Here is a 15961-nt window from a genome sequence, read left to right as displayed (position 1 = left end):
TGTTTAAAAGGAAGAGGAAAAAGGCGAGGTGGACCCTCGCCGAAAGTAGGTAATCAGGCCTGACCGAACTGTGCCTGATGCAATCTGGCATAGATACCACTTTGTTCCAGCAGCGTTTGATGGCTACCTTGCTCAATGATACTGCCGTTATCCACCACCACAATGCGTCCCGCGTTCTGTATGGTTGCCAGTCTGTGGGCGATGATTAACGTGGTACGGCCCGTGGAAAGCTCACTGAGCGACTGCTGTATCGCCTGCTCCGTTGCTGTATCCAGTGCGGATGTCGCCTCGTCTAGAATCAGGATCGGCGGATTTTTTAGGAAAATACGCGCAATAGACAAACGCTGTTTTTGCCCGCCTGACAGCTTAACGCCGCGCTCGCCGACCACCGTATCCAGCCCTTCAGGTAAATTCTCGATCAACTCATCTAAGCGGGCTCGTCGTGCGGCTTCCATGATTTCCCCGTCGCTGGCACCCAGCTTGCCGTAAGCGATATTTTCCCTAATGGTGCCGCCGAACAGGAAGACATCCTGTTGTACGATACCGATTTGGCTACGTAACGATGCCTGCGTCATCTGGCGGATATCCATGCCGTCAATGGTGATGGCACCATGGGTTAAATCGTAGAAACGGGGTAGCAGAGAACAAAGCGTGGTTTTGCCTGCACCGGATGGGCCGACAAACGCCACCGTTTCCCCCGCGCGAATCGACAGGTCGATATTGCGTAGAATCGGGCGATCGGCGGAGTAGCCAAAGCTTACCTGATTAAACTGGATGTCACCTTTCAACGGACCGGCATCACGCGCATTGGGTGCATCGGTAATTTCAGGAACCGTATCGATCAGTTGAGTAAAGCGCTTGAATCCCGCAATGCCCTTGGGATAGCTCTCTAGCACGGAGGTAATTTTGGCGACCGGGCGGAAGAATACTTCAATCAGCAGCAGGAAGCCGATAAAACCGCCATAGGTGAGTTCGCCCTGAATGACATACCAAATACCGGCTAGCATCACGATAAGCTGTATCAGGCGCGTGCTGAGGTAGCTGAGCGTCATGCTGGCTGTCATGATGCGGTAGGCCTGCAATTTGGTACGGCGGTAGTTTTCGTTATCGTGAGAGAACAGTTTCTTCTCATGGTCTTCATTGGCAAAAGCCTTAACGACACGGATACCGCCCACACTCTCTTCGATTCGGGCGTTGAAATTGCCCACCTGACCGAAGAGTTGGCGCCAGGTTTCCGTCATGCGTGCGCCATAGCGGCTGACGAGGTACCCCATGAAAGGCACGATAATAATCGTCAGCAGCGCCAGATTCAGGTGAACCGTTGCCATCAGAATGAACGCGCCAATAAACGTCATGATAGCGAGGAAGAGGTCTTCCGGGCCGTGGTGGGCGATTTCACCGACTTCTTCCAGATCTTTGGTGACGTGAGTGATGATATGCCCGGTCTTCATATTGTCGTAGTAACGGAATGGCAAATTTTGCAGATGCTCAAATGCCTGTCGACGCATGTCGGTTTCAATCCCCACACCCAGCGCATGTCCCCAATAGTTGACGATGGCCATCAGTGCGGTATTTAGCAGATAGACCGCCAATAGCGCCACCGACGCTAACAGGATCAGAGACCAATCCTGAGCCGGCAGCAGTTTGTCGATGAACGCTTTAATCGCCATCGGAAACCCTAGTTCAAGCAGGCCTGCGATAATGGCGCAGCCAAAATCGAGGACGAATAACCCTTTGTAAGGGGAGTAGTACGAAAAGAAACGCCTTAACATGTATGACTTTTTTAGGTAACGAAATGTGAGGGTGACTATAACAGGTTAGTGAGAGGAATGTGACCGCGGGCAGATTAAGGTTTTTATTGGCTGGGAAGCCCAGCCGAAAACGGATCAGCGTGTGGGCGACCGTGTCGCATACCAGCAAAGCAGTGAGCCTATTGTGACCATTGCGACGCCTTGCCAGAATGAAAGGGCGGGCGTGATGTTGAGCCAGATTGCCGCCAGCAATGTAGAAAGCACGGGCGTAAAGTAAGAGGCGGTTGCCAGCAAGGTCAGATTGCCATATTGAATACCGGCATTCCATGCTGAATAGGCCAATGCGGCTGAAGCCCCCATAAAGATCAATTCCAGCGAACTTGGCAATGTTAATGAAATTGGCCCTTCGGCACTGAAGGAATACTGAATCCATAACACGAGTGACGCGATGAAAAAGAACAGCGATACGCCACTTTTCCCCTGCCCATAACGCTTGGTAATATTGCAGTATAGCGCCCAGGTCAAGGCCGCAGAGAACGCCAAACTGTAGGCTAAGGGGTTAGCAAGAATGTTGTTCCACAGTAGCCCAGGTGTCCAGTCGCTTTCTCCTTTCATAATCCACACAATGCCGCCCAGCGCGAGCGCAAGGCCGGGCCAGAGTAGAAAGCGGCTTTTCTGCTGATTGATAAAAAGAGAAAAGAGTATGGTCAAACTGGGCCATAAATAGTTAATCATTCCGATTTCCATCGCCTGCATACGGCTATCGGCTAATCCGATGGACAGGGACAGAAATATTTCATAGCAAACGAATAATGCGCCACCCGCGAACAAATAGATTCTGGGTAACGTTTTAATACGTGGAAGACCATAAAAGATCAGGAGACACAACGTGCTGGTGGAGTAAATCATCGCTGCGCCGCCAAGAGGGCCTAGCACTTCGGTCAGGCTACGAATAAGCCCAACGGATGTGCTCCATAGGACGATAGCCAGTAGGCCCGTGAGTGTGGCGCGCTGTGGCGTCATGTTTATACCCGTCATGCTTCACGTTGCCTGTACGTTGGTTTTTCTGCTACTCGAATGATGAAGGGATCGATGAAGAGTGCGCAGAAGGAATTAATAGCAAGCCGGACGCCATTATCCGCGTCCGGTGATGGTCATAGCGATAGTTTACTGCCAGAAGTCATCAAAAACAGTAATGGGTGGACGACGCTTGTGCTCGGTTTTGCGATACCAGTTTTCGATAGTCGCCGCATCATGAGCATCGATCTGTTGGCCTTCCAGATAATCGTCGATCTTTTCATAGGTGACGCCCAATGCGACTTCATCGGGGAGCGAGGGTCGGTCTTCTTCCAGATCGGCGGTTGGGGCTTTGGTATAAAGATGAGAAGGGCAGCCAAGTTCGCGCAGCAGCGCTTTACCCTGACGCTTATTCAGTCGGAAAATCGGATTGATATCGGTACCGCCATCACCGTACTTGGTGAAAAAACCCGTTACCGCTTCCGCCGCATGGTCGGTACCCACAACAAGTCCGGCATTCATGCCTGCGATGCTGTACTGCGCCTTCATGCGTTCTCTGGCTTTCTCGTTGCCTTTTACAAAATCGGAAAGCTCCAAGCCAATGGCACGTAAGGTGGCTTCACTGGCCTCGATAGCGGGCTTGATATTTACGGTTAATACGCGGTCAGGTTGGATAAAGGCGATGGCATCTTGGCAGTCAGCTTCATCAGCCTGCACGCCGTAAGGCAGTCGAACGGCGATGAACTGATAGCCAGAATTCCCGGTTTCATTACGTAATTCCGTGATAGCCGTCTGGCACAACTTTCCTGTTAACGTAGAATCCTGACCGCCGCTGATGCCCAAAACTAACGACGTAACGAACGGGTGAGCATTCAGATAATTCTTTAAAAAATCAACGCTAACACGGATTTCCTGTGCTGGATCGATGCTACTTTTCACACCCAACGCAGTGATAATGTCGTTTTGTAATGACATGCCATCTCCCTCCTGAACCTATTGATACTGCAAAAGAATTATTATGATTACTTGAGTGTAAAACGAATCGACGTGAAGAAAAAGGACAAGCTGTCAGGTAGTCGTTTTCCCTATAGATAACCCGTTTTAGACTATCGGCCAATATGTTACATACCCGCGTTATGATTTGAAAAAGTGGTCGCAGCCGACTAGCCTTAGTGTGACCCATTAATAATGAGGTGATGAAATGAAGAATAACAGATTACTGATGTGTATTGCGGCAGCAGGTGCTGTCATGTTGGCGGGATGTTCGGCTTATAACAAAGCAGAAAGCTATGTCAATGAGCCTGTGGTGAAAGATGTGAAAGTGGGAATGACGAAGCAGCAGGTGCATCAACTCGCAGGCAGCGGAATGGAAAAACGGCTGGTGAATGCCAAGGGAACCTGTAGTGATTATCTGCTGAAAAACCGCGATGGGACTGCGCAGAACTATTTCGTGAGTTACAACGACACGGGACATGTTCTCAATAAAGGTTTCCAGACCTGCCAGGCTTATGACACAAATCCACAGCGCTAAGTAACCTGATTGCTCGAAATTGTCATCAAAAAGAGCATATGAAGACGTTATAAATAAAAAACGCCGACAGCATCAGCCGTCGGCGTTTTCTTTTGTGCGGCAAGCGCAGCTTAGCGGTGTGTCAACTCCGCGTCATCCTGTGCGTTGAAAACCGTTTTATCCGTTTGCTTCATCAACTGGCTGGTGACGGTACCGGCTGTCATCGAGCCGCTAACGTTAAGCGCAGTACGACCCATATCGATAAGCGGTTCAATGGAGATCAGCAACGCGACGAGGGTCACTGGCAGCCCCATCGCGGGCAGGACGATTAACGCGGCAAAGGTTGCGCCGCCGCCCACACCGGCCACACCGGCAGAACTGATGGTGACGATACCTACCAGCGTCGCGATCCAAACAGGATCCAGCGGGTTGATTCCCACCGTTGGTGCGACCATCACAGCCAGCATCGCCGGGTAAAGTCCCGCACACCCGTTCTGACCAATAGTGGTACCGAAAGAAGCCGCAAAGCTGGCGATAGATTGCGGTACGCCAATACGGCGTGTTTGTGCCTCAATGCTGAGAGGGATCGTTGCGGCGCTGGAGCGGCTGGTAAACGCGAACGTCAGTACTGGCCATACTTTGCGATAAAAACGCGCTGGATTGATGCCCGTGAAAGACAGGATCAATGCATGGACACCGAACATAATCGCCAGTCCCAGATAGGACGCGACAACGAAGCTGCCCAACTTGAGGATATCTTGCAAGTTAGAGCTGGCGACCATTTTTGTCATTAGCGCCATAACACCATAAGGTGTCAACTTCATCACCAGACGAACAAGTTTCATCACCCAAGATTGTAGTGTGTCAATCGCGATTAACACACGTTCGCCTTTCACTGCGTCATCTTTCAGCAGTTGTAGCGCAGCAACGCCAAGGAAAGCGGCGAAGACGACAACACTGATAATAGACGTTGGGTTTGCACCGGTCAGCTCAGCAAACGGGTTTTTAGGAATGAATGACAGGATAAGCTGAGGAACGTTAAGGTCGGCGACTTTACCGGCATAGTTGCTTTCAATCGCTGTTAATCTCGCGGTTTCCTGCGCACCCTGCACGAGTCCGGTTGCCGTCAAACCAAACAAGTTGGTGACAAAAACGCCGACCAATGCAGAAATTAGCGTGGTGATCAGCAGGGTAGACAGCGTCAAGACGCTGATTTTCCCCAATGATGAGGCATTATGCAGTTTGGCAACGGAATTAAGAATGGAAATAAATACCAGCGGCATCACGATCATTTGTAATAGCTGCACATAGCCATTACCGACGATGTTAAACCATGAGATTGACTGCTTAACAACCGGGTTGTCACCGCCATAAATCAGATGCAGCACCAGACCAAATAACACCCCAACAACCAACCCTAACAACACTTTCTTCGCCAGACTCCAGGATGGGTTGCGACTGGCGTAACCTAATCCGAGTAGTAATGCGACAAATAGCAGAATATTTATGAGTAGCGGAAAATTCATCCGGCTTTGCTCCCTATCAGTGAATCGCTTTGCGTCACACTATCTACGGATGTGCAATGACGCACAGTGCCGTAAGCGACAGCCCGATCTTTCGCGATAAAAAATAACAAAGACGCACAGAATAACAGTTCTTTTGCCATCACGTTACAGAGATATGTCTGACGGCGACCAACGCTGTTATTTCATGTATTGAAAGAGGTACGTTTGTGCCGACTGGAAAAAGCGAAATGATTGCTCGTAGGTGCAGCAATCCAAATTTTTTTGCGGTTGATACAGTGAAAAGCCGATGCAGGCAATACACAGAAAGCGTTCTAATTGGTTACCTTTTTGACTGTTTAAAATCGGCAAACGGAAACGCCACCGGCAGGGCCAGAGCAGGGGGACACCGGAGGGGGTCAACATATCAGCGAGAATGTGGCTTAGATAGCCGACAATCATGGCATGGTAGGCATCCGTCGGAATCGGCCAATCTTGCGGCAGACGCGTCTGAATAAAAAAAATACCCGCGGCGATAGCAAGAAAACTGTGGGTAAAACCTCGATGTCCGAAGAGGCGGGCGATCGGCGCGGAAAGCCACTTCAGGCGTTGTCCGAGAACGGATTTTGGGTGATCGATGTCGGGCAGCAGCGCGGTAAGGAGTGCTCCGGGGATAATGTGCCACCAGTCTCCGGCAGCCAGCGCTGGCGATAGCTCAACTTTTTTAGCCAGAATCGCGCAGGCAACAGAAAACAGCAGGTGTCCTTCCGCAGTCATGAAACTTCTCAAATAAAACTGTTATTTTATACAGTATAAGAGATTATCCCTGCCTGCGGAAGCGGTGACGGCGTAACGATTTATTTCGGTTACGGTGTTCGCTATACCTTTTATGGCGCGGCTTTCGGCAATTCGTTGCTTGCAGGCAACGCGCGCAGCCAGTTATCCAACAGTTGAGGCCAAGCAGCGGCAGGAAGCCCCTTAGTACCGCGTAGACCAAAACCGTGTTTACCTTTCTCAAAGAGATGCATTTCTACCGGAATCTGCTTTGCTCGCAGCGCGCTAAACATCACTAGGCTGTTATCAACCGACACTGACGGATCGTCAACCGCATGTACCAAAAACGTGGGGGGAGTCTGATCGGTAACCTGCTTCTCAGGAGAATAACGCACCACTTGTGCTTCCGTGGGTTGCTCGCCGATTAACTGTTTGCGCGAACCGGCGTGCGCAATATCCGCCTGCATAGAAATAACGGGGTACATCAGCACCATGAAGTCAGGGCGTGCGCTGACGCTATCAACGGTGTCCATCGCGGGGTAAACGGACTGTGCGAATCGAGTTCCAAGGCTGGCTGCAACGTGACCACCCGCGGAGAATCCCATGATACCGATACGCTGTGGGTTAATGTGCCACTTTTCGGCGTTGGCTCTCAGGGTTCTGATGGCGCGTTGGGCATCGGCTAGCGGGGCGTCAGCGCCTTCTTTATGGCCTTCACCGGGCATGCGATAAGTCATCACGAAAAGGGTGTAGCCCTGTTGATTAAAGAAAGGCGCTAGATCGCTGCCTTCTTTGTCCAGCACGACGCGTTGGTAAGAACCGCCTGGCGTAATGAGCAATGCCATGCCATTAGGTTTCTCTGCCTGATAAACGGTAATTTCAGGGCTTCGAATGCCCGTTGCGGCTCGATCGGGAAGAGATGGATCTTTACTCCGTTCGACCACTTGCGGCTGTGACGTTGAAGAAGAGGCACCCGGTGCTTCACCGTGTGGCCAAACAGGAAAAACAGGTTGGGCGTAACTTAATCCATTTACAGACATCATAATGGCCCCGACAAGCAGAGAACGAACAATCATGATAGATCACCTGACAAAGGGAATGAGGGGGGAGTCGTTGGACGGTGGTAAAAATAGGGTAGCCATCACATCGGAGAAAAAATGACTACCCTGAACCGCAAATTTTAATAAAGAAATAACATTCATACACGAAGAGGGTAAATCAGACACAGCAATTCCAACTGCTAAAACACATGTTGCTAAATCAGATATAACAAAGAAACGTAACTAACCTGCTTAACCTACGACGGACATCATAATAAAGGGATGTTAATGATAAAAATGAAACTGAATAAATCGATTAACAATAACATCCCTTTTTCCAACTAATAACGCTTATTTAAATAACAAGATCATTATTAGAAGCTGTACTGCACACCAACACGGTAACGAGTTTGACGCTCGTCGGTATTCTTATCGCCGACAACGTTACCAACTGCCATATAAGGCTTCCAGTTTTTGTCTAACTTATAAGCCAGTTTGACATCGTGTTCGATCTTCCAGTTTTCTTTGTCTGCTTGAAAACCGCTCGGTCCTGCTTTGTTGGCTTTTTTGTAGTCCAATTCGTAATCAATCTGATAATCTTTCAGGAATTTGTAGCTAACAACGGCTGTTAAATTATAACCCGTTTCTTGGGTATAGTTGCTTGCTCCAGTTTTATTCGTATTCCCGCTTTTTCTTAAATAATAAGGACGATAGCGAAGGGAAGTTGACAAATCGTCAGTAATATTTACTTTACCACGCAGGTAAGGGCGGTAGTTGTTGGAATCAGAGCTTGAATCTAAAGAGAAACCTGGTTCCAGAGAGAAGGTTTTGTTGAAGTTGTAAACATAGCTGGCGACAACTTCAGTGCCATTGCTGACGGTTTCATTAAATGGCTTATTCGGTGTATTGTCAGAACCGGATTGTTTCCATTTTGCTTCAGCAGATAAACCGAAACCATTAGCGAAACGGTGAGACATTGAAAGACGATCTTTATGGTCGTTTTTGACAGTGTCTTGCATTTCATGACGATAATCAATTGTTACGGCCATTGCATTTACACTAATTAATGACGTAACAGCCAGAGCTAATAATTTAAATTTCATTGTTATATTCCCTATTGGTTAGGTTGTCGCTTAATAAAAAACACGCATTATGCTTTTTGGGACAAGTTCTATTCTATTTATTATTAAATTACGTTCTGTGATCGAGATCGGTTTGAGTAACAAAAAGTAAAATAGGGTTTCAAATTGTGAGGGAGATCGAGTTGAATATAGCGGGTGTTTTAATTTAAATGAAAAATCCCTGCCGGCAGTGCGGCAGGGATGAATTACAGGATAAATCGAGGTCTACATTATTTCATTGCACGTTTCAGAATACGCTCTGATTGACGCTGGAAATATTTCGCTGCGTCTTCAACAGATTTCTGACCGTAATCGATAGACTGGATGGTATCACCAAACAGAGAAACGATTTGTGGGTCGTCGAAATAAGGAGAAACAGCAACGTCATGTGGCAGAGACAGCGCCAGCTTCAACCCGGCAACAGCTGGAGCATCATCTTTGATGACGCCATCAGCAGTCAACTGAGCCACTGCCGCTTTACTCAACGGTACACCACGTTCCAGACCCAGAGCCTGAGCACCTTCTTTGCTATTCAGCAGGAAGTTGATCAGCTGAGCAGACTCTTTAGGATGCTTGGTTGACTTACCAATAGACAGCATCTGTGCAGGTTTGAAGAACAAACCAGAGTCTTTCGCGCCTGGCAGCATTGGGTAGTTACCCAATTCCAGTTTTGCTGGTGGTTGCAGGTTGTCAGAGTACTTGGTAATAGTGGAGTTCCACATGTAAGTACCAGACCATTCACCATTGATCCATGGCTTCATCTCATACATGTTGCTCTTACCGAAAGAAGCATAGTATTTCGCATCAGGCATGACATGGCTGTCGATCAATTTCTTATACATGCCAAAGAATTCAACCCATTGTGCATCGGTATAGGCGAATTTCTGACTTTTAACATCAATAGCTGGAATGTTGTATTTCTGAACCATGTAAGAGTTCAGCAGTGCCAGAGAATCCTGATGCTCCAACACGATAGGGTAGTATTGGTCGCCCAGTTTTTCTTTGAACACTTTACCGGCAGTCAACAACTCGTCCCACGTCTTAGGATATTCCAGACCTGCTTTTTTCCAGCTTTCGGTGTTGAAATAGAACACGCGAGCGGTAACAGAGATTGGAATACCATTCAGTTTGCCGTTAACTGTGGTGTTTTGCAGTTCTTTTGCATCGAACTGGGTCAGATCCAGAGAATCTTTAACCTTGTTCAGATCGTAAAAACCATCGCCGTTTTTGGAGAAAATCGGCAGCCAGTTCCAGTTGGTCTGCATCACATCTGGCTCAGTGTTACCGGCAATCTGTGTTGTCAGACGAGACAGGTGACCATCCCACCCGGTGTATTCCGCTTTCACTGTGATGTCTGGGTGCTGCTTATGGAACTCTTCAATTGCCTTGAGCGTCTGTTGGTGACGGCTGTTGCCGCCCCACCAGGACATTCTCAACTCAACCTGATCGGCTGCCAGAGATGGCATTGCAACTAATGCCAAAGATGAAGCTATTAACGTGTGTAGGATCGCTTTTTTCATCGGTTACTACTCCTGTTAAAGAGAGATATTTTTTTCTGTTTTTGCATCAAAAATATGGCATTTTTCCATGTCGAACTGGAAATATACCGGACGATGCAGTCCCTTCTCGATAATCAGCCGACCTTCGTCATAAGGAATGCGGCTGGTTAATTCAAAGCCATCGACTTTAATGTACATAAAGAATTCGTGACCCATGTTTTCTACGCGAACCAGTTCACCCTGTGAGTGGTTGCCTTCAAATGGCGTATCTGACACGGAAACATAGTCTGGGCGAACACCGAAGAATACGTCTTGTCCTACATAGCTACGGACTTTGTCTTGCTTCTCGCTGTTCAATACCAGCGCGTTATTACCCACAACAACGCCAATCTGACCGTCTTTCTCGACCAGTTTGCACGGCTTAATGTTCATTTCTGGTGAGCCAATGAAGCCAGCAACGAACATGTTGACTGGGAAGTGGTACAGGTTATCCGGCGTATCGACCTGCATGATGTGACCGAGTTTCATCACGCAGATACGGTCACCCATGGTCATGGCTTCAGTCTGGTCGTGGGTAACATATACCGTCGTTGCCGCTTTACCGCTTTTCTTCAACTGCTTATGCAGGTCAGAAATACGGATACGCATGGAAGCACGCAGTTTGGCATCCAGGTTAGATAACGGTTCGTCAAACAGGAACACATCCGGCTTTTTAACGATGGCGCGCCCTACGGCCACACGCTGTGCCTGACCACCAGACAGCTGGCGTGGCAGACGATCCATTAGGTCTTCCAGTTCCAGAATTTTGGAAGCTTCAGCGACCTGCGCTTCAATTTGCTCTTTAGGCATTTTGCTCAGTTTCAGACCAAACGCCAGGTTCTCTTTTACCGTCATGTGAGGGTAGAGGGCGTAGTTCTGGAACACCATGGCAATCCCGCGATCTTTCGGCACCAGGTTGTTAACAACGCGCTCACCGATACGTACTTCACCGCCGCTGATGGTTTCCAGACCCGCCAGCATACGCAGCGTAGTGGATTTCGCACAGCCAGACGGGCCGACGATAACCATGAATTCACCGTCTTTAATCGTCAGGTCGATGCCGTGAACGGCTTTGAAACCGTTGGAGTATACTTTTTCCAGTTTATTGAAAATAACTTCAGCCATGATAAATCCTCTATTAACCTTTAATTCCGCTGCTGGTCACGCCTTGTACGAAGTAACGCTGTGCCAGGAAGAAAACAATAATGGATGGCAGAATGGAGATGCTGGACATGGCCAGGATTTCATTCCACGGAGCGCCTTCAGTAACGTCGATAGACATTTTCAGCGCCAGCGCAATCGGATATTTATCCACGCTATAGACATAAATCAGCGGACCGATGAAGTCGTTCATTGACCACATGAACTGGAACAGCGCAACAGAGATGATGGCTGGTTTCAAAATCGGTACGACCACATACCACAGTACCTGGAAGGAGTTACAGCCATCGATCTGGGCCGCTTCTTCCATATCACGTGGTACACCACGCAGGAACTGGATCAGCATGAACACAAAGAACCCTTGTGTTGCAAACGCCAGCGGTAAGTACAGTGGCAGATAGCTGTTCAACATGCCCATTTCGCGGAACATGAGGTACTGCGGAATCAACAGTACGGTGCTTGGCAATAGCATGGTGGTGATCAGTGTCGCAAACCAGAAGCCCTTCCACGGAATGTCAAAGCGAGCGAAGCCATAAGCCACAATCACCGAGGAAATAACGGTCAGAGCCACTTTCGGAATCACGTACTGGAAAGTGTTAATCATGTAGTGACCGAAATTGTATTCCGTACCGGTTTTCCAACCGTTAACGAAACCGTCCCATGTGGCGTGTTCTGGCCACAGGCCTAGTGTCGTGAAGATCTCATTGTTCGGTTTGAACGAGGCTGAGAACATCCACGCCAGTGGGTAAAGCATCAGTAAACCAACGAACAGCAGTATCACGTAACGGATAACGGCACTGATTTTTTCTTTACGCAGCGTGCGGCGTACTTCTGCAGCAGCAATTTCTTGTGCTGTAGTCAGGTTTGAATGCATGTCAGCCATTTTTTCCTCCTTTATCAGCGGAGTAGAACACCCAGTATTTCGACGACTTAAAGGAGATCGACGCAAATACTGCAACAACCAGGAACAGAACCCATGCTAACGCAGCACCATAGCCCATATCGAAATACTTGAACGCCGTATCATAGATATAGAGTGAGAACAGGTAGGTGTAGTGCGTTGGACCGCCGCCGGTAATGACGTAAGGTGCCGTAAACTCCTGGAATGCCTGAGTGGTCTGCATGATAAAGTTAAAGAAAATAACGGGTGTAATTAGCGGTACTGTTACTTTCAGGAACATTTGCCATTTGGATGCACCGTCGATCATGGCGGCTTCATACTGTGATTGCGGAACGTTCTGCAATGCAGCCAGGAAGATAACCATCGCGGAACCGAACTGCCATACGCGCAGCAGGGTTACCGACATCAGTGCCAGCGAAGGTTCACCCAGCCAGTTGATGGCGTCAAAGCCAAACACACCGAGGAAGCTGTTTAACAAACCATCGATGGCGAACAGTGCACGCCACAAAACGGCGATTGCCACGCTGCTGCCCAGAATAGAAGGCACATAGTAAGCAGTACGGAAGAAACCGATACCACGTAATTTGAAATTAAGTACAAACGCAATTAACAGCGCGAAGATTAATTTCAGTGGAATGGTCAGAAATACATAGGCAAAGGTGACGCCCATTGATTTCCAAAAGAGATCATCCTCCAGGAACATGCGGTGATAGTTTTCTAGCCCCGTAAATTCAGGTGGATTTATCAAATCATACTCAGTAAAACTGAGGATAAATGACGAAACAAAGGGGAAAGCGGTAAAAACTATCAGCCCTATAATATAGGGGGAGATATAGGCTAACCCCAGCATTCTGTTTTCATTCATAATGCTTACCTATTTGTAATTGTGAATCATTAAAAAAATATAAAATTAAGCCGTTAATAACTCTGGATAAATTAACTCCACGTCATAAACAATTCTATTTTCCCCGTTAACGCAAAAATCACCGTGAACATATCCACCTTGCGTCAAGAACGGTGGAATAGCGTTTAATTTGTTGCGACAAGCGGCAACGAAAGTCAGTAGAGCCAGCGGATAAGTATCATCCAGACGAACATAACGATGCTGTGCAGAGCGAACAAACAAGCCACGATGGAAATGTTGTTCAAACAGAACGCCAGCCAGCTGCGCGGCGTAATGTGCCCAGGATTCTGATTGCTTGTGATCGGCCAGTTCGATAACGGTCAACAAAAGCAGCGGACTGGCGATGTGCTGAATGTCTTCTTTATTCAGCCGTGTCAGCATGGTGTTAACCAGTGCGTACAGATCTTCATCACCACTCAAGCGATAAGCGCGAACCAGCGGTAATAAATAATCGCCTTCTAATGCGAACGGTTTTAGTTCCGTTCCCGCTTTGCCGTAATAGCCATCGCGTTTAAAGCGGTAGCCTGTCATGTCCTGGCCGTTGTTCCACATCGGGCGCAACGTATTGCTGGTGACATCGTAGGCGTACTGATAGTAATTTTTTAACCCTGAAATAACCCAGTTCAGCATTTCTGCATCAGGCTGCGTGCGGAGGATATCCAGCATCGCCAGCGGGTTATCAATCAGCAGTGGACGCATATCGCGGAACAGCACATTGGCTTCACGCGCGATTTCACCGAACTCTGGGCCAAACTGGCGTTGAGCACGATCGCCAAACCAGGACTGCGTCTGGTTGTCGTCTTCCGGTACCGGTTGACGCTGCTGTGGTGAACTGAATTGATATACCGGCATACCGGTTTCTGGGTTGCGCGCCAGAACGTATTGGTGATAAAGATGTTTACCCCATGCTGCGGCATGGCTATCGCCCGTGTACTCTGCATATTTGAACGCGGCGTAAATCAGATCCGTGCCAGCATTAACAAACGTCAGTCCTTTCGTTAACGGCAGAACGGGCCACTGTGCTGGATCGACGACATCATGGCGAGCATGCAGGAAAACATTAGGATCGCGTTTTTTGCTGTAATCGCCATGACGACCCAGATCCAGAGAATCCCAGTCTTCAACGTGCGCGTTCCAGAAACCCTGAAAGAAATTCAGCGTCTTTTCCGCATTAACACGATGCAACAGCGCGTAATAGGGCAGGTGATGTTTTAATTCATGCACCTTAGCTTTGGATTCTGGCCCTTCGCCTTCCAGCGTATCCAGATTAATAAAGCGGTGACCGCCCCAGTAGAACAGGCCGCTATTATCATCAACGAAGTGATCCAGGAAATATTCGCTTTGTGCGATAGCGTGCTGTTGGTAACTATCATCACCCGTAACGACACTCATGGCGCACAGTGTTCTTAGCCAATTCTGCTGGCTGGCAAAATTAGAAATAGGTGCGCTGTGCCCATCTGGGAATTGCCATACGGCTGGCGCATAATTTTCCACATCAAAACCATCAGCCAATAATTGCGTTGGTTTACTTTGGCTGCGGCCTTTTTCCTGAACGCAGGCTATGTGGCTATCTAGTGCTGCAACCCATTCGTCGAGCTGCGATTTCCTGCTGGTGTATAAGTTTTCAAAAATACTCATGGAGTACCTTCTTATGGAACCGTGCGAACAGTTCCTTATAAATAGAAACACTGTTTTGATTGATTATATTGCGCTATTAACCTTGTCGTCATGCACGCAATCTCGAAAGTGTGATCAAAGTCGGAACGTTGTTTTGATTTTTTTTAAGAAAGGATTTTGGCAGGAGAAAGAATGATGAAAAATGAAATAAGAAATTGAAAAATAAATAAAAAGCACAACCTAAATTGTGCTTTTTATCGAAAATTGGCGAAACGCCGCTAAGAAAAATTACACTTAGCGAGCCAGCCAACCACCATCAACGGCAATTGTGTAGCCATTAATGTAATCAGATGCGCTGGATGCCAGGAAGACGGATGGGCCCATCAGGTCCTGCGGTAAACCCCAACGGCCAGCCGGGATACGATCCAGAATCTCTTTGCTGCGGTCTTCATCGGCGCGCAGTTGCTGAGTATTGTTGGTTGCCATGTATCCTGGAGCGATGGCGTTAACGTTGATACCGTGTTTTGCCCACTCGTTAGCCAGCAGACGGGTTACACCCATTACTGCGCTTTTTGATGCGGTATAAGAAGGCACGCGGATACCGCCCTGGAAGGACAGCATAGACGCGATGTTGATGATCTTGCCGCCTTTACCTTGTTTGATGAACTGGCGCGCAACGGTCTGAGACATAAAGAAAACACTCTTAATGTTCAGATTCATGACGTCGTCCCAGTTTTTCTCGCTGAAATCGATCGCGTCTTCACGACGGATGATACCGGCGTTGTTGACCAGAATGTCAACGTGGCCAAATTCAGCAACGGCTTTTTCTACCAGCTCGGCATGACCAGACACGTTGCTCATGTCAGCGGTCAGGCTGAGGAAACGGCGTCCCAGTGCAGTGACTTTTTCGATAGTATCTTTCGGTTCAACGATGTTGACGCCGACGATATCACAACCAGCTTGCGCCAGACCGATAGCCATACCCTGACCCAAACCCGTATCACAACCTGTGATAAGAGCAACTTTACCTTGCAAATCAAAAGAATTTAAAATCATAGCTGTAATCTCTCTGTAAGCGACAATACTTAGTCGTTAGCTGTTACTGTAGGGAACACCGGTAATTCC

14 protein-coding genes are annotated in these 15961 nt (G+C 48.2%); 1 reads left to right on the top strand and 13 read right to left on the bottom strand.

Going from position 1 to position 15961, the window contains the following annotated elements; genetic code table 11:
- Positions 1–53: 53 nt before the first annotated feature.
- The 3 genes from DUT67_RS11620 to nadE all read right to left on the bottom strand — a co-directional run bounded on the left by DUT67_RS11620 (position 54) and on the right by nadE (position 3743).
- Complete coding sequence (locus DUT67_RS11620; protein ID WP_113631930.1) at positions 54–1772, bottom strand: ABC transporter ATP-binding protein; 1719 nt, start codon at positions 1770–1772, stop codon at positions 54–56.
- A gap of 114 nt (positions 1773–1886) precedes the next feature.
- Positions 1887–2774 (bottom strand): aromatic amino acid DMT transporter YddG, encoded by an 888-nt coding sequence (gene yddG, locus DUT67_RS11615; protein ID WP_113632008.1) that lies wholly within the window; start codon positions 2772–2774, stop codon positions 1887–1889.
- Between the two features lie 144 nt (positions 2775–2918).
- The gene (nadE, locus tag DUT67_RS11610; RefSeq protein WP_113631931.1) at positions 2919–3743 is read right to left on the bottom strand and encodes an ammonia-dependent NAD(+) synthetase; all 825 of its coding nucleotides are present in this window, start codon (positions 3741–3743) and stop codon (positions 2919–2921) included.
- A 226-nt stretch (positions 3744–3969) separates the two neighbouring features.
- Between nadE and osmE the strand changes: the two genes are divergently transcribed.
- Positions 3970–4299: an osmotically-inducible lipoprotein OsmE gene (osmE, locus tag DUT67_RS11605; protein ID WP_048260337.1), complete on the top strand. Its 330-nt coding sequence runs from the start codon at positions 3970–3972 to the stop codon at positions 4297–4299.
- A gap of 110 nt (positions 4300–4409) precedes the next feature.
- On the opposite strand, the gene DUT67_RS11600 is transcribed toward osmE, so the two are convergent.
- The 10 genes from DUT67_RS11600 to kduD all read right to left on the bottom strand — a co-directional run bounded on the left by DUT67_RS11600 (position 4410) and on the right by kduD (position 15892).
- The gene (locus DUT67_RS11600; RefSeq protein ID WP_113631932.1) at positions 4410–5804 is read right to left on the bottom strand and encodes an L-cystine transporter; all 1395 of its coding nucleotides are present in this window, start codon (positions 5802–5804) and stop codon (positions 4410–4412) included.
- A gap of 177 nt (positions 5805–5981) precedes the next feature.
- A complete protein-coding gene (locus DUT67_RS11595) occupies positions 5982–6557 on the bottom strand; it encodes a metal-dependent hydrolase (protein WP_113625889.1) in 576 nt (191 codons plus the stop codon).
- Between the two features lie 110 nt (positions 6558–6667).
- Positions 6668–7630 carry a pectin acetylesterase PaeX gene (paeX, locus tag DUT67_RS11590; protein ID WP_113631933.1) on the bottom strand — a complete coding sequence of 321 codons (963 nt, stop codon included), beginning with the start codon at positions 7628–7630 and terminating at the stop codon, positions 6668–6670.
- Between the two features lie 338 nt (positions 7631–7968).
- Positions 7969–8697: an oligogalacturonate-specific porin KdgM family protein gene (locus tag DUT67_RS11585; RefSeq protein WP_039472925.1), complete on the bottom strand. Its 729-nt coding sequence runs from the start codon at positions 8695–8697 to the stop codon at positions 7969–7971.
- A 248-nt stretch (positions 8698–8945) separates the two neighbouring features.
- The gene (locus DUT67_RS11580; protein WP_048260327.1) at positions 8946–10235 is read right to left on the bottom strand and encodes an ABC transporter substrate-binding protein; all 1290 of its coding nucleotides are present in this window, start codon (positions 10233–10235) and stop codon (positions 8946–8948) included.
- Positions 10236–10250: 15 nt separating this feature from the next.
- Positions 10251–11378 (bottom strand): ABC transporter ATP-binding protein, encoded by a 1128-nt coding sequence (locus DUT67_RS11575; RefSeq protein WP_048260325.1) that lies wholly within the window; start codon positions 11376–11378, stop codon positions 10251–10253.
- A 13-nt stretch (positions 11379–11391) separates the two neighbouring features.
- On the bottom strand, positions 11392–12297 hold the full coding sequence (locus tag DUT67_RS11570; RefSeq protein WP_048260323.1) for a carbohydrate ABC transporter permease: 906 nt from the start codon (positions 12295–12297) through the stop codon (positions 11392–11394).
- Positions 12290–13180: a carbohydrate ABC transporter permease gene (locus DUT67_RS11565; RefSeq protein ID WP_005968854.1), complete on the bottom strand. Its 891-nt coding sequence runs from the start codon at positions 13178–13180 to the stop codon at positions 12290–12292. The genes DUT67_RS11570 and DUT67_RS11565 overlap by 8 nt, the downstream gene beginning before the upstream one ends.
- A 45-nt stretch (positions 13181–13225) precedes the next feature.
- Positions 13226–14857 (bottom strand): pectate disaccharide-lyase PelW, encoded by a 1632-nt coding sequence (gene pelW, locus DUT67_RS11560; protein ID WP_113631934.1) that lies wholly within the window; start codon positions 14855–14857, stop codon positions 13226–13228.
- A gap of 273 nt (positions 14858–15130) precedes the next feature.
- Complete coding sequence (gene kduD / locus DUT67_RS11555; RefSeq protein WP_048260318.1) at positions 15131–15892, bottom strand: 2-dehydro-3-deoxy-D-gluconate 5-dehydrogenase KduD; 762 nt, start codon at positions 15890–15892, stop codon at positions 15131–15133.
- Positions 15893–15961 lie beyond the last annotated feature (69 nt).

It is taken from the genome of Pectobacterium peruviense, assembly GCF_003312355.2.
Lineage (GTDB): Bacteria > Pseudomonadota > Gammaproteobacteria > Enterobacterales > Enterobacteriaceae > Pectobacterium > Pectobacterium peruviense.
Note: the sequence above shows the minus strand (reverse complement) of the source record. Positions and strands in the feature narration are given on the sequence as shown.